This window comes from Streptomyces sp. NPDC054863 (assembly GCF_053610825.1).
The window spans coordinates 1-18,579 of sequence record NZ_JBSGZD010000072.1 but is presented as its reverse complement, the minus strand read 5'-3'; the positions used below and the strand labels follow the sequence as shown (position 1 = coordinate 18,579).

Annotated in this window: 19 protein-coding genes; 8 read left to right on the top strand and 11 right to left on the bottom strand. The window is 71.3% G+C overall.

The window, feature by feature from the left end:
• Positions 1–14: 14 nt before the first annotated feature.
• Entirely contained in the window at positions 15–1,046 is a 1,032-nt protein-coding gene (locus tag ACWGIG_RS16030; protein WP_453322204.1) for an alpha-ketoacid dehydrogenase subunit beta, read from the bottom strand.
• Positions 1,043–2,182 (bottom strand): pyruvate dehydrogenase (acetyl-transferring) E1 component subunit alpha, encoded by a 1,140-nt coding sequence (gene pdhA / locus ACWGIG_RS16025; RefSeq protein WP_453322203.1) that lies wholly within the window; start codon positions 2,180–2,182, stop codon positions 1,043–1,045. Before pdhA ends, ACWGIG_RS16030 begins: the two co-directional genes overlap by 4 nt.
• 197 nt (positions 2,183–2,379) lie before the next feature.
• Between pdhA and ACWGIG_RS16020 the strand changes: the two genes are divergently transcribed.
• Complete coding sequence (locus tag ACWGIG_RS16020) at positions 2,380–2,937, top strand: Lrp/AsnC family transcriptional regulator (RefSeq protein WP_453322202.1); 558 nt, start codon at positions 2,380–2,382, stop codon at positions 2,935–2,937.
• Positions 2,938–3,004: 67 nt separating this feature from the next.
• Here the strand turns inward: ACWGIG_RS16020 and ACWGIG_RS16015 are convergent, their stop codons facing one another.
• Together ACWGIG_RS16015 and ACWGIG_RS16010 are read right to left on the bottom strand one after the other, a co-directional pair.
• The gene (locus tag ACWGIG_RS16015; protein WP_453322201.1) at positions 3,005–3,673 is read right to left on the bottom strand and encodes a TetR/AcrR family transcriptional regulator; all 669 of its coding nucleotides are present in this window, start codon (positions 3,671–3,673) and stop codon (positions 3,005–3,007) included.
• Positions 3,670–5,196 carry a 3-hydroxyacyl-CoA dehydrogenase gene (locus ACWGIG_RS16010; protein WP_453322200.1) on the bottom strand — a complete coding sequence of 509 codons (1,527 nt, stop codon included), beginning with the start codon at positions 5,194–5,196 and terminating at the stop codon, positions 3,670–3,672. The genes ACWGIG_RS16015 and ACWGIG_RS16010 overlap by 4 nt, the downstream gene beginning before the upstream one ends.
• Positions 5,197–5,333: 137 nt before the next feature.
• Here ACWGIG_RS16010 and paaN point away from each other — a divergent pair, with 137 nt between their 5' ends.
• Positions 5,334–7,037 carry a phenylacetic acid degradation protein PaaN gene (paaN, locus tag ACWGIG_RS16005; protein ID WP_453322199.1) on the top strand — a complete coding sequence of 568 codons (1,704 nt, stop codon included), beginning with the start codon at positions 5,334–5,336 and terminating at the stop codon, positions 7,035–7,037.
• 71 nt (positions 7,038–7,108) lie between these two features.
• Here the strand turns inward: paaN and ACWGIG_RS16000 are convergent, their stop codons facing one another.
• The 4 genes from ACWGIG_RS16000 to ACWGIG_RS15985 form a co-directional block, all read right to left on the bottom strand.
• Positions 7,109–7,711, bottom strand: coding sequence for a hypothetical protein (locus ACWGIG_RS16000; RefSeq protein ID WP_453322198.1), 603 nt, complete (start codon positions 7,709–7,711; stop codon positions 7,109–7,111).
• Between the two features lie 236 nt (positions 7,712–7,947).
• Complete coding sequence (locus ACWGIG_RS15995; RefSeq protein WP_453322197.1) at positions 7,948–8,646, bottom strand: TrmH family RNA methyltransferase; 699 nt, start codon at positions 8,644–8,646, stop codon at positions 7,948–7,950.
• Complete coding sequence (locus tag ACWGIG_RS15990; RefSeq protein WP_453322196.1) at positions 8,643–9,845, bottom strand: HTTM domain-containing protein; 1,203 nt, start codon at positions 9,843–9,845, stop codon at positions 8,643–8,645. Before ACWGIG_RS15990 ends, ACWGIG_RS15995 begins: the two co-directional genes overlap by 4 nt.
• A complete protein-coding gene (locus ACWGIG_RS15985) occupies positions 9,842–10,516 on the bottom strand; it encodes a DUF5819 family protein (RefSeq protein ID WP_453322195.1) in 675 nt (224 codons plus the stop codon). The genes ACWGIG_RS15990 and ACWGIG_RS15985 overlap by 4 nt, the downstream gene beginning before the upstream one ends.
• A 121-nt stretch (positions 10,517–10,637) precedes the next feature.
• On the opposite strand from ACWGIG_RS15985, the gene paaA reads away from it, so the two are divergent.
• From paaA to ACWGIG_RS15955, 6 genes are all read left to right on the top strand, one after another.
• Complete coding sequence (paaA, locus tag ACWGIG_RS15980) at positions 10,638–11,624, top strand: 1,2-phenylacetyl-CoA epoxidase subunit PaaA (protein ID WP_453322194.1); 987 nt, start codon at positions 10,638–10,640, stop codon at positions 11,622–11,624.
• Positions 11,621–11,920, top strand: a complete 300-nt coding sequence (gene paaB / locus ACWGIG_RS15975; protein ID WP_453322193.1) for a 1,2-phenylacetyl-CoA epoxidase subunit PaaB — start codon at positions 11,621–11,623, stop codon at positions 11,918–11,920. The genes paaA and paaB overlap by 4 nt, the downstream gene beginning before the upstream one ends.
• Entirely contained in the window at positions 11,917–12,642 is a 726-nt protein-coding gene (gene paaC / locus ACWGIG_RS15970; protein ID WP_453322192.1) for a 1,2-phenylacetyl-CoA epoxidase subunit PaaC, read from the top strand. The genes paaB and paaC overlap by 4 nt, the downstream gene beginning before the upstream one ends.
• Entirely contained in the window at positions 12,636–13,163 is a 528-nt protein-coding gene (gene paaD / locus ACWGIG_RS15965; protein WP_453322191.1) for a 1,2-phenylacetyl-CoA epoxidase subunit PaaD, read from the top strand. Before paaC ends, paaD begins: the two co-directional genes overlap by 7 nt.
• Positions 13,164–14,228: a 2Fe-2S iron-sulfur cluster-binding protein gene (locus tag ACWGIG_RS15960; RefSeq protein ID WP_453322190.1), complete on the top strand. Its 1,065-nt coding sequence runs from the start codon at positions 13,164–13,166 to the stop codon at positions 14,226–14,228.
• Positions 14,229–14,340: 112 nt separating this feature from the next.
• A complete protein-coding gene (locus ACWGIG_RS15955; protein ID WP_453322189.1) occupies positions 14,341–15,477 on the top strand; it encodes an acyl-CoA dehydrogenase family protein in 1,137 nt (378 codons plus the stop codon).
• A gap of 101 nt (positions 15,478–15,578) precedes the next feature.
• Here the strand turns inward: ACWGIG_RS15955 and ACWGIG_RS15950 are convergent, their stop codons facing one another.
• The 3 genes from ACWGIG_RS15950 to ACWGIG_RS15940 form a co-directional block, all read right to left on the bottom strand.
• On the bottom strand, positions 15,579–15,923 hold the full coding sequence (locus ACWGIG_RS15950) for a rhodanese-like domain-containing protein (protein WP_453322188.1): 345 nt from the start codon (positions 15,921–15,923) through the stop codon (positions 15,579–15,581).
• A gap of 83 nt (positions 15,924–16,006) precedes the next feature.
• A complete protein-coding gene (locus ACWGIG_RS15945) occupies positions 16,007–16,849 on the bottom strand; it encodes a hypothetical protein (protein ID WP_453322187.1) in 843 nt (280 codons plus the stop codon).
• A gap of 98 nt (positions 16,850–16,947) precedes the next feature.
• Positions 16,948–18,450 carry a DUF2252 domain-containing protein gene (locus tag ACWGIG_RS15940; protein WP_453322186.1) on the bottom strand — a complete coding sequence of 501 codons (1,503 nt, stop codon included), beginning with the start codon at positions 18,448–18,450 and terminating at the stop codon, positions 16,948–16,950.
• Between the last annotated feature and the right edge of the window lie 129 nt (positions 18,451–18,579).

Below are 18,579 nucleotides of genomic sequence, written 5' to 3'. Positions count from 1 at the left end.
AGAAACCTGTGGCATCAGGACTCCTCCCACTGGAGCCGCGCGACCGCGTCCAGTACCCGGTCCACGCCCGGCAGGTGGTGGCGCTCCAGCATCGGCGGCGGGTAGGGCACGTCGAGACCGGCGACGCGCAGCACCGGTGCCTCCAGGTGGTGGAAGCAGCGCTCCGTGACGCGGGCGGCGATCTCGCCGCCGGGCCCGCCGAAGCCGGCGGACTCGTGGACGACGACCGCACGCCCGGTGCGCCGCACCGACGCGGCCACCGTCTCGTCGTCGAACGGGACCAGGGACCGCAGGTCGACGACCTCCAGGTCCCAGCCCTCCGCCGTGGCCGCCTCCGCGGCCTCCATGCACACCGGCAGGGAGGGCCCGTAGGTGATCAGCGTGGCGCTGCGGCCGGGGCGGCGGACGACCGCCCGGCCTATCGGCTCCACGACTGCCGGGGCGTCCGGCGACCAGTCGGCCTTGGACCAGTACAGCCGCTTGGGCTCCAGGAAGACGACCGGGTCGTCCGAGGCGATGGCCTCGCGGAGCATCCCGTACGCGTCCTCGACGGTCGCCGGGGTGACGACGTGCAGCCCCGGGGTCGCCATGTAGTACGCCTCGGAGGAGTCGCTGTGGTGCTCGACGCCGCCGATCCCGCCGCCGTACGGAATGCGGATCGTCAGCGGCATGGGGAGGGCGCCGCGGGTGCGGTTGCGCATCTTGGCGACATGGCTGGCGAGTTGCTCGAACGCCGGGTAGGCGAACGCGTCGAACTGCATCTCGACGACCGGCCGCAGCCCGTACATCGCCATGCCGACGGCCGCCCCGAGTATCCCCGCCTCGGCGAGCGGGGTGTCCGTACAGCGGTCCTCGCCGAACTCCTTGGTCAGCCCGTCGGTGATCCGGAAGACGCCGCCGAGCGCGCCGACGTCCTCGCCCATGACGTGCACCGTCGGGTCCTCGGCCATCGCGTCGCGCAGGGCCCGCTGGAGGGCCTGCGCCATGCTCGCGGGCTTCGCGGCGGTCTTCTTCTCCGCCACCGTGCCCGCCACCGTGCTGTTCATCGCCCGGCCTCCGCTTCCGCTTCCAGCTCGGCCCGCAGCTGGGCCTCCTGCTCGCGGAGCTGGTCGGTCCGCTCCGCGTACACATGGGTGAAGAGGTCCATCGGGTCGAGCACCGGGTCCGCGTTCATCCGCTTGCGGAGGTCGGCGGCCATCGTCTCGGCGGCCTCCCGGGCCTCCCGTACGCCCTCGTCGTCGAGCATCCCGCGCTCCGTCAGCTCGCGCTCCAGGAGTGCGATCGGATCGTGGTCGCGCCAGGCGTCGACCTCGGCGTCACCGCGGTAGCGGGTGGCGTCGTCGGCGTTCGTATGGGCTTCCATCCGGTACGTCACGGCCTCGATCAGGGTGGGGCCGCCGCCGCGCCGGGCGCGCTCCACCGCTTCGGCCAGCACCTCGTGCATCGCCGCCGCGTCGTTGCCGTCGACCAGGCGGCCCGGCATTCCGTACCCGACGGCCTTGTGGGCCAGTGAGGGGGCGGCGGTCTGCTTGGCGAGCGGCACGGAGATCGCGAAGCCGTTGTTCTGCACGAGGAAGACGACCGGGGCCTTCCAGACGGCGGCGAAGTTCAGTGCCTCGTGGAAGTCGCCCTCGCTGGTTCCGCCGTCGCCGACCATGGCGAGCGCCACCACGTCGTCGCCCTTGAGGCGGGCCGCGTGGGCGAGGCCCACCGCGTGCGGCAGCTGGGTGGCGAGGGGGGTGCACAGCGGGGCGATGCGGGTCTCGCGGGGGTCGTAGCCGGTGTGCCAGTCGCCGCGCAGCAGCGTCAGCGCCTGCACGGGATCCAGGCCGCGTGCCACGGCCGCGAGGGTGTCGCGGTAGGACGGGAAAAGCCAGTCCTGGTCGCGCAGCACCAGCGCGGCGGCGACCTCGCAGGCCTCCTGCCCGGTGCTGGACGGGTAGACGGCGAGGCGGCCCTGCCGGGTGAGCGCCGTGGCCTGCGCGTTGTACCTCCTGCCGCGCACCAGCTCCGCGTACAGCCGACGCATCAGGGCGGGGTCGATCCCGGCGGCGGCTTCGGTGCCGAGCACCCGGTACGGCTCGGGGTCCGGGAGCAGCGGGGCGGGGTCGGTGCGGGGCTTCCAGGCCGGGGGAGGGCTGGGCCGGTAGGCCGTGCTGCCCGGCATCTCTTGAATCGTCACGACGAACACCTCCTCGTGGGAGCGGTGCGGAACGGTCACGAGGACGCCGGCACCCCTGGTCGGAATGTGGCGTGTCTCACCTACCGATTGTTCGGTCGTGGATGCAGTTTGGCTACAGGCGGCGTTGCCCTGTGGACAAACGGTTCTGCGCAGCCTGGGATGGGAACAGGACGTCCATGGCGGGGAGGCGGGGGCACATGACAGCTGAACAAATGGCCGGATCGGGATCGGGTGTCCCTGGATCGGGTGACGGTTTTCGCGGCGACGCCGAGGTTGTCCACAGCCCACAGCCCCCGCCGAGGCCGCTGGACTCCATCGACCGGGACATCCTGCGCATGCTCCAGGCGGACGGCCGCGCCTCGATACGGTCGGTCGCCGAGCGCGTGCACGTCTCGCGCGCCAACGCCTACGCCCGGATCAACCGCCTCATCGACGACGGAGTGATCCGCGGCTTCAGCGCCCGCATCGACCACGAACGGGCAGGTCAGGGCGCCTCCGCGTACATCACCCTCAAGATCGTCCAGAATTCGTGGCGCACGGTCCGCGAGGAGCTGCAAGCACTCCCGGGGGCCGCCCACCTCTCGCTGGTCAGCGGCGATTTCGACGTGCTGCTGCTGGTGCACACCCCGGACAACAGAACGCTCCGTGAACTCGTCCTGACGAAGATCCAGGCCATACCCGAGGTACTGAGCACCCGCACCCTGCTGGTCTTCGAGGAGACCGACCTGGAGCCGCAACGGCCCACCCGGGACTGAGCCCCGCCGCCCCGGGACCGAGCCCGGCCCTCCGAGGACCTGGTCCGGGCCCCCGGCACCGAGTTCCTCAGGCCGCCCGCAGCCCGTCGAAGGCCAGCCGTACGACGGTGTCCGCGAGCTGCTCCTGTTCCGCGGCCCCGTCGGGGTGCGGCCGGTACCACTCCACCAGCGAGTTGATCATCCCGAAGAGCAGCCGGGTCGCCAGCCGGATGTCCACGTCCGCACGCAGGTCCCCGTCGGCCGCGGCGGCCTTCAGCAGGTCGGCGACCCGCTGGTCGAACTCGCGGCGCCGCTCCAGCGCCCACCGCTCGGTCTGCGTGTTGCCGCGCACCCGCAGCAGCAACGTCACGTACGGCAGCTCCGCCATCAGCACCTCGACGGTACGCCGGGTGACGTGCTCGACGCGCTCGATCGCCCGCCCGCGCACCGCCTGCGGCTCCTCCAGGGCGGCGAACAGCCCGTCCAGCGCCCGGCTGACCGCACGCCGCAGCAGCTCCTCCTTGCCGGAGACGTGGTGGTAGATCGACGACTTGGAGATGCCGGCGGCCTTGGAGAGGTGCTCCATGGAGGTGCCGTCGTAGCCGCGCTCGTTGAAGACGCGCACGGCCACGGCGAGGAGCGTTTCGGGCGTGTACGTGTCCCTCTTCACCGCGCCGGGCCCCTCACCGCCCGTGCGGTCGGCGCCTATGCGGTCGGCGCTCGTACGGTCGGCGCTCGTGCGGTCGGCCGTGGTCATCCCGTGGTCTCCTCTGCGGACGCGGGCGCCTCTTCGGCGTACCCCTGCCGGTAGTGCGCCAGGGACGGGGCGTAGCGCCCGGTCGGGCAGCGTGCGTGCATCGCGGTGAGCAGGTCGAAGGACCAGTCACCGGTGAGGTCACGGCCCCATTCCAGCGGCCCGCGCGGGTAGTTGACGCCCAGGCGCATCGCGGTGTCGATGTCCTCGGCGGAGGCGACGCCCTTGGCCACGGCGTCCAGCGCGAGGTCGACGAGCATGGCGACCGTACGGCCGACGATCATGCCGGGCACGTCGCCGATGACGCTGACGTCCTTGCCGAGCGCCTGGAAGAGCCCGACCGCCTCTTTGAGGGTGCGCTCGGTGACGTCGGCGGAGGCGGCGAGGGCGATGCGGGTGGCGGCCCGGTAGTCGAGGGCGAGGTCGAAGTAGACGACGTCGCTGTACTCGACGGAGGTGTGCCCGTCGACGGGGGCGAGCTGGCCACCGCCGGGCAGGCCGATGTACGGACCGCCGGACGTCAGCTGCTTCACCTCGATGCCGTCCGCCTCCTGAAGCATCGTGACCACCTCGGCGGCCGGCCCGAAGTCACCGGTGACGGTGACGTGCGCGGGGGCCTGCTCGGGGGCCGCGGTGTGCGGCTCGGGCTTCGCCACGCCCTCCTCGTACGGGAACCAGCCGTGCCCGGACTTCCGGCCGTGGCGCCCCGACTCCACCAGCCGCCGCTGCGGCAGCGACGGCACGAACTTGGGGCTCTGGTGGAACGCCTCCCAGACCGAGCGCGAGACGGCCTCGTTGACGTCCTGGCCGATCAGGTCGGTCAGCTCGAAGGGGCCCATCCGGAAGCCGCCGGACTCGCGCAGTACGGCGTCGATGGTGGCCGGGTCCGCGGCCTGCTCCTCGTACACCGCGAACGCCTCGGCGTAGAAGGGGCGGGCGATCCGGTTGACCAGGAAGCCGGGGGTGTCGGCGCAGCGCACCGGGTTCTTCCCCCAGGCGAGCGCCGTGTCGTACGCGCGCGTGGCGACGGCGTCGTCCGTGGCGAAGCCGCTGACGATCTCCACGAGGGGGAGCAGCGGTGCCGGATTGAAGAAGTGCATGCCCACGACGCGGCCGGGGCGTCCCAGACCGCCCGCGACGGCCGTGACGGACAGCGAGGAGGTGTTGGTGGCGAGCAGACAGTCGGCGGCGACGAGCTCCTCAAGAGAGCGGAACAGCTGCTGCTTCACCGGAAGCTGTTCCACGATCGCCTCGACGACCAGTGCGGCGTCGGAGAGGTCGCGCAGGTCGTAGGCGGGGTGCAGCCGCCGGAGCGCCCCGTCGGCGTCGGCCCGGTCGAGGCGCCCCTTGTCCACCAGACGCTCCACCCGCGCACGTACGGAAGCGTCCGCGGCGGTGGTGCGCTCGGCGTCCACGTCGAAGAGGCGGACGGGGTGCCCGGCGAGGAGGGCGACCTGGGCGATGCCCTGGCCCATGGTCCCGGCGCCGACGACGGCGACGGTGCGGGCACGCTCGATTGCTGTCATGCGGCCAATCCTCCCGGACGAGTTGTCCACAGCTTTACGTCGGCCCCCTTGTCCCGACCGATCGTTCGGTTACTCTAGCCGTGTCCGCCCACCCGAGCCCAGTCCGAGCCCAGCTCGACGAGGAGTTGGTCCGCGAAATGCAGTCGCCCCAGAAGCTGACGCAGCTGACCGAGACCCACCGGCCCACACTCGACCAGGCCCTCGACGCGATCCGCACGCGCGCCTACTGGTCCCCGCACCCCGAGCACCCGAAGGCGTACGGCGAGAGCGCGGCGGCCGACGGCCTCGCGGCGTTCGAGGCGCTGAAGAGCACCCGCTTCGACCTGGGCGAGCAGCCCGGCACGGACGGCTGGGTGGGCGGCGCCGCCTCCGAGGGCGGCGAAGTCTCCCCGTACGGACCGGAGCTGGGTATCTCGTACCCGCACGCCGACGTCGACGTCCTGCTGCCTGCCATGCGCGCGGGCATGGGCGCCTGGCGCGACGCGGGCCCCGAGGCACGGGCCGTGGTCTGTCTGGAGATCCTGGCCCGGATCAGCGCCCGTACGCACGAGTTCGCGCACGCCGTGATGCACACCAGCGGCCAGGCCTTCATGATGGCGCTCCAGGCGGGCGGCCCGCACGCCCAGGACCGCGGCCTGGAAGCGGTGACGTACGCCTACGCGGAGCAGACCCGCGTGCCGACCTCGGCCGACTGGTCGAAGCCGCAGGGCAAGCGCGACCCGCTCAACCTGTCGAAGGCCTTCACCGCCGTCCCGCGCGGCATCTCGCTGCTCATCGGCTGCAACACCTTCCCCACCTGGAACGGCTACCCGGGCCTGTTCGCGTCCCTGGCCACCGGCAACCCGGTCCTGGTGAAGCCGCACCCGCGCGCGGTGCTGCCGCTCGCCCTGACCGTGAAGGTCGCCCGCGAGGTCCTCGCCGAGACGGGATTCGACCCCAACCTGGTGGCACTGGCCGCCGAGCGGCCCGGCGAGGGCATCGCCAAGACCCTCGCCACCCGCCCCGAAATCAAGATCATCGACTACACGGGGTCCAGCGGGTTCGGCGACTGGCTGGAGGCCAACGCCCGCCAGGCGCAGGTCTACACGGAGAAGGCCGGTGTCAACACGGTCGTCGTCGACTCCACCGACGACTACAAGGGCATGCTCTCCAACCTGGCCTTCTCGCTCTCCCTCTACAGCGGCCAGATGTGCACCACCCCGCAGAACCTCCTGATCCCGCGCGAGGGCATCACCACCGACGCGGGCCCCAAGTCGTACGACGAGGTGGTCGGCGACCTCGCGAAGTCGGTCGGCGGCCTGCTCGGCGACGACGCCCGGGCGAACGCCCTGCTGGGCGCGCTGGTCAACCCGGACGTGAAGTCCCGCCTGGAGGCGGCTTCCGGACTGGGCGAAGTCGCCCTCCCCTCAAGGGAGATCAGCAACCCCGACTTCCCCGGCGCGACCGTCCGCACGCCCGTCATCGTCAAGCTGGACGGCGCGAAGCCGGACGCGGAGGCGGCGTACCTGTCGGAGTGCTTCGGCCCGGTGTCCTTCGCCGTCGCCGTCGACTCCACGGCCGACGCCCTGCACCTCCTGCGCCGTACGGTGCGCGACAAGGGCGCGATGACGGTCGGCGCCTACACGACCTCCGCGGACGTGGAGCGCGCCGTCGAGGAGGTCTGCTGGGAGGAGTCCGCGCAGCTCTCCCTGAACCTGACGGGCGGGGTGTACGTCAACCAGACCGCCGCGTTCTCCGACTTCCACGGCTCCGGCGGCAACCCGGCCGCGAACGCCGCGCTGTGCGACGGCGCGTTCGTGTCGAACCGCTTCCGGACGGTGGAGGTACGCCGCCAGGCCTGACGGCGGCGTACGGACTCAAGACGGATGCCGTGGCCCATGCCCCCCAAGCGAGGGCCACGGCATTCACCGCACTACGTCGGCAGCCCCCGCCGCAGCACGTCGGCGATCTGCTCGGGAGTGCCGACCAGCATGAACATGCTGCCTGCGTCGGCGGCTCGGGCCTCGACCGCACGCAGCCGGGACCCGGCGGCCGCGCGCCCGGGAGCCACGCCCTCGGCGGCCACGTGCTCAGTGGCCACGTGCTCAGTGGCCAGGTCATCGGCGGCCCCCCGCCCGGTGGCCACCCCCACCGATTCCAGCAGCCCGAGCCGGATCACCCGGGCCACCTCGCTGCTGTCCAGCACCATCGCGAGCACCAGAGCGGCCGGGACGGTGAAGATCCCCAACTGCCGCATCCGAGCCCGCGGCTGCGGCATGTTCGCCGCGACGAACGCCCGCAGTTCCTCCCCCTGAAGCTGCCGGTACCCGTGGCTCCCCAGCTCCCCGGCATGCTTGCGCACCACCCGCCGCAGCACCACCGCGTCGACCTCGAAGTAGTCGGCGAGCAGCGTCGCGGTGACATGGGCGCCGTCGGGCAGCAGCGGCAGCCGCTTCACCTCGTCGAGGGCGTCCGTCCGGTGTGCCAGGGTCGCGCGCACCTCGCGTGCGTCCAGCAGCGCTTGTTCCGTGTACATGGCTGTGCCCCTCCAGGGGCTCGCAGGAATACGGCGAACCACCCCTCGGTGCAGGAACCAGCTACGGGCGGTGACAGAGACGTTCACATGACCTTGTCCAAGGTCAGCGCTCAGGCCAGCTCTACGTGCGCGGCTTCACCACTTCTGCCGCAACCAGGATCGACGCTCCGCTCGAAGACGTAAACGACACACCCGTCCGAAAGTCACACTTACGCGAGGACGGGTATTCGAAGGCCCTACGACGGCTCCGGCACCTCCGCGTACCGCTGTACCCACGCATGCATCGCGATGGCCGCCGCCGCCCCCGCGTTGATCGACCGCGTCGATCCGAACTGCGCGATCGAGCACACCATCGACGCGTGCGCCCGTGCCTCTTCCGTCAGCCCCGGCCCCTCCTGCCCGAACAGCAGCACGCACCGCTCGGGCAGCACGGTCCGCTCCAGGGGCACCGCCCCCGGCAGGTTGTCGATCCCGATGATCGGGAGGTCCTCGGCCGCCGCCCACGCGGTCAGCGACTCGGTGTCGGGGTGATGGCGGACGTGCTGGTAGCGGTCGGTGACCATCGCCCCGCGCCGGTTCCAGCGCCGTCGGCCCACGATGTGGATCTCCTTCGCGAGGAACGCGTTCGCGGTCCGCACCACCGACCCGATGTTGAAGTCGTGGCCCCAGTTCTCCACGGCCACGTGGAAGCCGTGCCGCCTGGTGTCCAGGTCCGCGACGATCGCCTCACGCGTCCAGTACCGGTACGGGTCGACGACATTGCGCCGGTCGCCGTGCGCGAGCAGCTCAGGGTCGTACCGCTCGCCCTCCGGCCACGGCTCGGGGTGCGGGCCGACGCCGATCCCGTCACCGAAGCCGTCGTCGTACTGAACCGGCTCGACGGGGCCGGGCCGAGGCTCGACGGGACCGGGCTGAGGGGTGTTCTCGCTGCTCACCCCACGAGCGTACGGGGCTCATCGGCAGCCTCACGACGCAGCTGCACGGCCTTGCGCGGGGGCAGCACCCAGTCCCGCACCCGCCCCGCACGCCCGCCCAGCCACACCAGGAACACCGTCGGCAGGAACACCGCGTCCGCGGCGATCATCGCCAGCGAGAAGAACGGCAGCCCGAGCAGCACCGCGATGCTCGCGTGCTCCACGATCATCAGCGCCAGCAGGATGTTCTTCACGCGCCTGTTGAACAGCGTGAACGGGAACGCGACCTGCACGATCACCGTTCCGTACGTCACCAGCATCACCATCGTGCCGCTGGAGGCGAACAGCGCGGACAGCTCCGGCCAGGGCGTGAAGTAGTCCAGGTGCAGGGGGTAGTAGATCGCGGTGCCGTCCTGCCAGCGCGAGCCCTGCACCTTGTACCAGCCGGCCGTCGCGTAGACGAAACAGACCTCGACCATGATGACGAGGAGCCCCGCATTGTGCACGAGGTTCGTCAGGACATTCATGAGCAGCCGCGGCTCACCGTCCGCGTACCTGCACACCGCCCACCACAGGGCGTGGACCAGCAGCAACGTCCAGAAGATCAGCAGCCAGCCCCAGCTCACGACACCCGCGTACGTCACCACCGCAAGGGCGACGCCGAGCACCGTCCACAGGGCGGGGCCCACCCGGTCGCGTACGACAGCGGCGACGGCACCGCCCGCCGCCCGCACCCTGCGCGCGTCCAGCGACCACACCTGTCCGCACCGGGTGAGCACCAGGTACATCGCCATCAGATGAATGACGTTGTCGCCGCCGTCGCCCATGAAGACGCTGCGGTTCAGCAGGGACAGCACGCCGATCATGAACAGGACGGACGTCGTGCGGGTGCGCCAGCCGATCAGCAGCAGCACGCTCGACACCATCGCCAGGAGGTAGACGAACTCGAACCACAGCGTGCCGTCCGTCCACATCAGCGCCGAGAACGCCTTGTTGTCGGCGATGATCTGCTGCGCCATGCCCCAACTCCACGGCCCCTCGGGCCCGTACAGCTCGTGCCGGTGGGGAAGCTCGCGCAGCAGGAAGAGCAGCCAGGTACCGGCGAACCCGATGCGGACGACCGCCGTCTGGTACGGGCCGAGAGCGGCCGACGTGACGTACTGGACGCCCTTGTGCAGGCCCTGCCGAAGGGCTCGCAGGCCCGGGATCAGGCTGCTCACTTGGTCACTCCTGCCTCTTGTGCGACCTTCGTGAGGTCGCGCGGCGTCACCGTCCACCAGGGCAGCACCCGGTACGTGGGTGTGGTGGCCACCTTCTCCGTGCTCCAGGGCGGCGGCTTCACCCAGGTCGTGCGCGAGCGGACCTGGATGCGGACGACGGCGCCGCCCATGTCGAGGGCGGACATCCGCTCCAGCACGATGCGCCGGACGTAGCGCTCGGCAAGATCGCCGCGCATGCCCAGCGACCGGTTGTTCTCGTCGTGCCAGCCGGTGTAGAAGTCCCAGCCGCGGCGCAGTTCGTTCTGGACGGTGTGGCTGGGCAGCAGGCCGCTGCGGATCTCCTCGGCGTCCTTGGCGGAGAAGTCGATCCACTCGGTGGTGCGCCACTGGCCGCTCTTGGTCCGGATCTGGGCGCGGGACTGGACGGCGATGTTCTGCTGGAGCGGATTGGGCGCGAAGAGCTTCCAGTTCTGCTCGAACTCGGGGTTGATCCAGGCGTCCACCGCCGCGCTGTTCTCCTTGCTGACCGTGTTCGACGGGCTGACGTGCAGGAAGACCATGCCGAGGTGGACGAGGGCGGTCACTGCGACCAGCGCGAGCGCGAGCGCCGCGACGACCTGGGACCGGAAGGACAGCCCGGCGATCCCGGCCTTGTCGTCGTACGAATCCATCCCGCCCCGATCAGCACCTGTCGGCCAGTTATCCACAGAGGTTGACACCCTACGGGCCACCGCCCCACCATTGAAGTCAATGAACCGAACGATCGGTCGGTAGGTGGCACAGGGGGCCAGGATGACGACAGTGACGGCAGAGCAGACCCCGCCGGGGACGGAATCGGCACATCAGACGGCATTCGACGCGGCCGTCGCCGCCGACGAGCGGATCGAACCGCGCGACTGGATGCCCGACGCATACCGCGCCACCCTGGTCCGCCAGATGGCGCAGCACGCCCACTCCGAGATCATCGGCATGCAGCCCGAGGCCAACTGGATCACCCGCGCGCCCTCGCTGCGCCGCAAGGCCATCCTGATGGCCAAGGTGCAGGACGAAGCCGGCCACGGCCTCTACCTCTACAGCGCCGCCGAGACCCTGGGCACCAGCCGCGAAGAGCTCCTCGACAAGCTCCACTCCGGCCGCCAGAAATACTCGTCGATCTTCAACTACCCGACCCTGACCTGGGCCGACGTCGGCGCGATCGGCTGGCTGGTGGACGGCGCCGCGATCACCAACCAGGTCCCGATCTGCCGCTGCTCCTACGGGCCCTACGCCCGCGCCATGGTCCGCATCTGCAAGGAGGAGTCCTTCCACCAGCGCCAGGGGTACGAGTCGCTGCTCGCCCTCTCCCAGGGCACCCCGGAGCAGCACGCGATGGCCCAGGACGCGGTGGACCGGTGGTGGTGGCCGTCGCTGATGATGTTCGGCCCGCCCGACGACGAGTCCGCGCACTCCGCGCAGTCCATGGAGTGGAAGATCAAGCGCCACTCCAACGACGAACTGCGCCAGCGCTTCATCGACATCGCCGTCCCGCAGGCCGAGTCCCTCGGCCTCACCCTCCCGGACCCCGACCTCCGGTGGAACGAGGAGCGCGGCCACTACGACTCCGGCGCCATCGACTGGGCCGAGTTCCGGGCGGTGCTCAAGGGCAACGGCCCCTGCAACGACCAGCGGATCACCCAGCGCCGCCGGGCGCACGAAGAGGGCGCCTGGGTCCGCGACGCGGCGGCGGCCTACGCGAACAAGCACCGTCAGCACGGCAAGCACAAGGGGGAAGCGGCATGACCGCCACCGGCAGCAACCACGACTGGCCACTGTGGGAGGTGTTCGTGCGCTCCCGCCGCGGGCTGTCCCACACCCACGCGGGCAGCCTGCACGCCCCGGACGCCGAAATGGCACTGCGCAACGCCCGTGACCTCTACACCCGCAGGTCCGAGGGCGTCTCGATCTGGGTGGTGCCGTCCACGGAGATCACCGCGTCCTCACCCGACGAGAAGGACTCCTTCTTCGAACCGGCCGGCGACAAGCCCTACCGCCACCCCACCTTCTACGCGATCCCGGACGGGGTGAAGCACCTGTGACCGCGGCAGCGACCTCCCGGACGGCAGCCCTGGCACTGGGCGACGACGCACTGATCCTCTCCCACCGGCTGGGGGAGTGGGCGGGCCACGCCCCCGTACTGGAGGAGGAGGTCGCCCTCGCCAACATCGCACTGGACCTCCTCGGCCAGGCCCGCATCCTGCTCTCCCTCACCGGCGACGAGGACGAGCTGGCCTACCTCCGCGAAGAGCGCTCCTTCCGCAACCTCCAGCTCGTCGAGCAGCCGAACGGCGACTTCGCCCACACCCTCGCCCGGCAGCTCTACTTCTCCACCTACCAGCACCTCCTGTTCGGACAACTGGCCACCGGCGAAAGCGAGTTCGCACCCCTCGCGGCGAAGGCCGTCAAAGAGACGGCGTACCACCGCGATCACGCCGAACAGTGGACGCTGCGCCTGGGCGACGGCACGCCCGAGAGCCACGGGCGGATGCAGCGGGCGGTGGACGCACTGTGGCGGTTCACCGGCGAGCCGTTCCAGCCCGTCGAAGGCCTGGAAGAAGTCGACGAAAAGGCGCTGGAGGCCGACTGGCTGGCCTCCGTCACGGACGTCGTCGAGCGGGCCACACTGACCGTGCCCCAGACGCCGCGCACCGGAGGGTGGGCCGCGGGCGCCGGACGGCAGGGCCTGCACACCGAGCCGTTCGGCCGGATGCTCGCCGAAATGCAGCACCTGCACCGCAGCCACCCGGGGGCGACATGGTGACCGGCGGAGTACAGCAGGAGACCGCGCTGGAGGCGGAGCTGCGGCGCCTGGCCGGCTCGGTCCCCGACCCCGAACTGCCCGTCCTCACCCTGGCAGAACTGGGCGTGCTGCGCGCCGTCCACGTCTGCGGGCCCGGCCGGGTCGAGGTCGAACTGACCCCCACCTACACCGGCTGCCCTGCCATCGAGGCAATGTCGGCGGACATCGAGCGGATACTCCACGAAAACGGCGGCATGACCGAGGTGACGGTCCGCACCGTCCTCGCCCCGGCCTGGTCCACGGACGACATCAGCACCGAAGGGCGGCGCAAGCTCGCCGAGTTCGGGATCGCACCACCGCGCACGACCCGCGAGGTCGGCGGCGCCCCTTCGGAGCCGATACCCCTGTCCCTCGCCATCCGCTGCCCGCACTGCGGATCCATCGACACCGAACTGCTCAGCCGGTTCTCCTCCACCGCGTGCAAGGCACTGCGCCGCTGCGTGTCCTGCCGCGAACCCTTCGACCACTTCAAGGAGCTGTAGATGCCGTTCCACCCGCTCCGGGTCCGGGACATCGAGCGGCTCACCGACGATGCGGTGGCCGTCACCCTCGCCGTACCGCCCGAACTGCGCGAGACCTTCCGGCACGTCCCCGGGCAGCACCTGGCACTGCGGCGCATCGTGGACGGGCAGGAGATCCGGCGCACGTACTCGATCTGCGCACCCGCCGCCGTCGCCCCCGCAGAACCGGTGCTCCGGGTCGGCATCCGCCTCGTCGACGGCGGCGCCTACTCGACGTACGCACTGAAGGAACTGCTGGTCGGGGACACCGTCGAGGCAATGCCGCCGACGGGCCGGTTCACGCTGGAGCCGCGCGACGGGCACTTCGCGGCGGTCGTCGGCGGCAGTGGCATCACCCCGGTCCTCTCCATCGCGGCGACACTGCTCGCCCGGCGCCCGGACGCCCGGTTCTGCCTGGTCCGCAGCGACCGGACAGCGGCGTCGACGATGTTCCTGGAGGAGATCGCCGACCTCAAGGACCGCTTCCCCGACCGGTTCCAGCTGGTCACCGCACTCTCGCGGGAGGAGCAGCAGTCGGGGCTGCCGTCCGGGCGGCTCGACGAGGAAAGACTGACGGGACTCCTCCCGTCGCTGCTGCCGGTCGAGGAGATCGACGGCTGGTACCTGTGCGGGCCACTGGGCCTGGTGCAGGGCGCCGAGCGGGCACTGCGCGGGCTCGGGGTCGCCCGGGACCGCATCCACGAGGAGATCTTCCACGTCGACGACGGCCCCGCTTCCGCCGCTCCGGCCGCGACCGTCCCCGCCGCCGTGGGCGGCACGCTGACCGCGACGCTTGACGGCAGGTCCGGCACCTGGCCGGTCCAGGACGGCGAATCGCTGCTGGAGACGGTGCTGCGGGCCCGCGCGGACGCGCCGTACGCCTGCAAGGGCGGGGTGTGCGGGACGTGCCGGGCGTTCCTGGTGCGGGGCGAAGTGCGGATGGACCGCAACTACGCGCTGGAGGCGGAGGAGACCGACGCGGGGTACGTACTGGCCTGCCAGTCCCATCCGGCAACCGGGGAAGTGGAGTTGGACTTCGACCGCTGAAAGCCCGAACGACGGGTTCCGTGCCCGCGCCACCATTCCCTTCCCGTAGAACGTGTTCTATCTTGGCGCACCGTCAGACGTCAGTGTGTGCACGGGTACGGGAGGGCAGGCAGTGGACTTCACCTTCACCGAGGAGCAGCAGGCGGCCACCGAAGCGGCACAGGCCGTCTTCGCCGGGTCTGCGCCCGACGCGGTACCGAGCCCGGCACTCACCCCGGGCGCCGTCGCCGACGACTTCGACCGCCCCCTGTGGGCAAAGCTCGCGGGCGCCGACCTGCTGAGCCTGCTGCTGGACCCGGCGCACGGCGGCGCGGGCCTGGACCCGATCGCCCTGTGCCTCGTCCTGCGGGAATCCGCGAAGGTCCTCGCCCGGGTCCCCCTGCTGGAGACGAGCGCGGTCGCCCTGGCCGTACAGCGGTACGGAGCACAGGAACTGGCCGAAGGCCTCCTGCCACGGGTGGGGCGCGGAGAGCTGGTCCTGACGGCCGCCGCCCACGGCCGCACCGGACACGACCCGGCCCAACTCGCCGTCACCGCAAGGCACTTGGACAACGGCGATTGGGTCCTGGACGGCATACAGACCGCCGTGCCGTGGGCACAGCACGCCGACCGGATCGCGGTGCCCGCCCACACCGGCGAGGGCCGCACCGTACTCGCCCTGATCCCCCGCGACCGTACCGGCGTCACACTCACCGACCAGGTCTCCACCAGCGGCGAACTCCTCGCCGAGGTACGCCTGGACGCCGCACGCACCGCACCCCACGAGATGATCATCGACGGGGCCGCCTGGGAGTGGCTGCAGGCCCTGCTCACCACCGGCACCTGCGCCCAGGCCCTCGGTATCGGCGAACGCGTCCTCGCGATGTCCGCCGAATACACCTCGCAGCGCGAGCAGTTCGGCTTCCCCGTCGCCACGTTCCAGGCGGTGGCCGTCCAGGCCGCCGACCGCTACATCGACCTGCGCGCCATGGAAGCCACCCTCTGGCAGGCCGCCTGGCGCCTCAGCACGGACGCGGGCGGAGCACTGCCCCTCGCCGGGGACGTCGCGGTCGCCAAAATCTGGGCGTCCGACGGCGTACGCCGCACCGTCCAGACGGCCCAGCACCTGCACGGCGGCTTCGGCGCCGACACCGACTACCCGCTGCACCGCTACCACGCCTGGGCCAAACAGCTGGAGCTCTCCCTCGGCCCGGCCGCCGCCCACGAGGAAACCCTGGGCGACCTACTGGCCACCCACCCGCTGGGCTAGGACCCACGACCAGGAACCGCCCGAGCCTCTGAAAGCCCTCAGGCCCCTGAAAGCCCTCAGGCCCCTGAAAGCCCTCAGGCTCCTGGAAACTCTCAGGCCTCTCAGAGTACGAATGCGGGGGCGCCGCCGTCGGCAACCATCGGCCGGCCGGCGCCGTCCCAGGCGAGCATCCCGCCCTCGATGTTCACCGCGTCGATGCCCTGCTGCACCAGGTACTGCGTGACCTGCGCGGACCGCCCGCCGACCCGGCACATCACATGGGCGCGACGGCCGTCCGCGACCGCCTCGGTGACCTCGCCGAACCGGGCGACGAAGTCACTCATCGGCACATGCAGCGCACCCTCGACGTGCCCGGCCGCCCACTCGTCGGCCTCCCGGACGTCCAGCACCAGACCGTCGGCCGGTACCGACGCGGCGTCCACCGAGGGCATGGAGGCGAAATTCATGGGTCAGGCCTTCTCTCGTACACACTCGATCAGTTCCATCACACCGGCCGCGGCGGCAGCACCGCCACAACCGTCCAGGAACGCTACTGCACCCACCGGGCCAGCTCGCCCTCCCGCTCGGAGACCTGCGCCAGCAACTGCTCGGCGATCTCCTCCAGCAGCCGGTCGGGGTCGTCCGGCGCCATCCGCAGCATCGACCCGATGGCGCTCTCCTCCAGGTCACGGGCGACGAGCGTCAGGAGCTCCTTGCGCTGCGACAGCCACTCCAGCCGCGCGTACAGCTCCTCGCTCTCGCTGCGCCGCACCTCGGGCACCGGACCGGCCGCCCACTCCTCGGCGAGCTCCCGCAGCCGCGCCTCGTCACCGCGTGCGTAGGCGGCGTTCACCCGGCTGATGAACTCCTCGCGCCGGGCCTGTTCCGCCTCCTCGCGCGCCAGGTCGGGGTGCGCCTTGCGGACCAGCTCGCGGTACACCTTCCGGGCCTCCTCGCTGGGCCGCACCCGCTCCGGCGGACGCACCGGCTGCTCGGTCAGCATCGCGGCGGCCTCGGGCGACAGCCCGTCGGAGTCCATCCAGTCGTGGAACAGCTCCTCCACACCCGGCATCGGCATGACCAGCGCCCGCGCCTCCTGCGCCTTCACCAGGTCCGCAGGGTCCCCGGTCTTCCGGGCGCGCGCCTCCGCGATCTGCGCATCCAGCTCGTCGAGCCGCGTGTACATCGGGCCGAGCTTCTGGTGGTGCAGGCGGGAGAAGTTCTCGACCTCGATCCGGAAGGTGTCCACCGCGATCTCGAACTCGATCAGCGCCTGCTCGGCAGCCCCCACCGCCTTCTCCAGCCGCGCCTCGGGCCGCTCACCGGCCGCACCATCGGCGGGCGGTACGTCTTCCTTGGGGGTAGCCGGTCCCCCGGCGGCATCCTGAGTCACCTGTCCAGCCTACGGTCCCAGCCACTCTGGGGGGCTCCCCCTCCCCCCCCCAGCCCCCACCCCGCCCCACCCTCAGCCCCACCCCGGGCCCCGCCCCCTCACACCCCCGTCTCCGCCGCGATCCGCCCGTTCTTGACCGCGGTCACGAGGACCGCGTGGTCGGCCTCCGTGCGGTCCGCGTAGGCCACGGCGAAGTCGGCGACGGCTGCGTCGAGCTCCTCGTTCTTCCCGCAGTACCCGGCGACGACCTCCGGGTCGGCGCTGTGCGCGTGGGCGCGGGCGAGGAGGGCGCCGGTCATCCGCCCGTAGTCGTCGACCTGGCCGGCTTCCAGTGCCGCCGGGTCCACACTCCCCTTCCTGTTCCTGAACTGACGTACCTGGAACGGCAGCCCGTCGACCGTGCACCAGCCGAGCAGGATGTCGCTGACCACCTGCATGCGTTTCTGTCCGAGCACCACCCGCCGGCCCTCGTGGTCCGGCCCGGGTATCGCGAACCCGGCCTTCGGGAGGTACGGGGCCAGCGCCGATGCCCGGGCCTCCTTCACCTGGAGCACCAACGGTTCGCCCCGGTGGTCGAGCAGCAGCACCACGTACGACCGGGTGCCTACGCTGCCGGTGCCGACCACCCGGAACGCCACGTCGTGTATCGCGTACCGGGCGAGCAGCGGCAGCCGGTCCTGCGCGACGGTGCCCAGGTACTCGCCCAGTGCCGAGGCCACGGCCGCCGCTTCGGCGTCGGGCACCCTGCGCAGTACCGGCGGTGCGTCCACGAAGCGGCGGCTGCCGTCCTCGGCCCGTTCCGTGGACCGGGCGGCGAAGCGGGCGCTGGTGTTCCTGCGGGCCTTCTCCGAGACCTTCTCCAGGGTGCCGAGCAGGTCGCGGGCGTCGGTGTGGGAGACGAGTTCCTCGTCGGCTATCGCGTTCCAGGCGTCGGCGGCGGGCATTTTCGCCATCAGACGCATGGTCCGCCGGTAGGCGCCCACCGCGTCGAACGCCCCTTGCCGGCAGGTGTCCTCGTCGGCCCCTGCCTCGCGTCCTGCCAGCACCAGCGATGTCGCGAGCCGTTTGACGTCCCATTCCCACGGTCCGACGACGGTCTCGTCGAAGTCGTTCAGGTCGATGACGAGGCGGCCTCTGGCGTCCCCGTAGAGCCCGAAGTTCGCGGCGTGTGCGTCGCCGCATATCTGCGCACCGATCCCACTGACGGGTGTGCCCGCCAGGTCGTACGCCATCAGTCCGGCGGCGCCGCGCAGGAAGGAGAAGGGGGTGGCGGCCATCCGTCCCACCCGCAGGGGTGTCAGGGAGGCGACTCGTCCCCGGCCGGACTCCTCGACGGCCCGCACCGCGTCCGGGCGTCCCGCGTCGAGCACCAGCGCGCTGTGCGCCCCGCGCGGCGCCCTGGCCCGCAACGCCTTGCCCTCCTGCTTGCGCGACACGGATTGTCCGGCCTCCGGCCTGCCCGCGCCCGAATCTTCCACGCCCGGCTTCCCGTCACCCGGCTTCCCGTCACCCGGTTTCCTCGCACCCGGGACGGCCCGCCGTGCGAAGCCCTCCACCACTGGAATCCGTCCGGTCCCCGCTCCGTTTCCGGCCTCGCTCATCGCGTGCCGCCTCCCCCGCTCCGTACCGCACCAGGAGCCGCTTGTCGCGGCCCCGAATTCAATTCCCCACGACCGTAACGCCGTTGTCGATGCGGCGCTCCAACCCCCTGTGGACAACCAGGGAAAAGT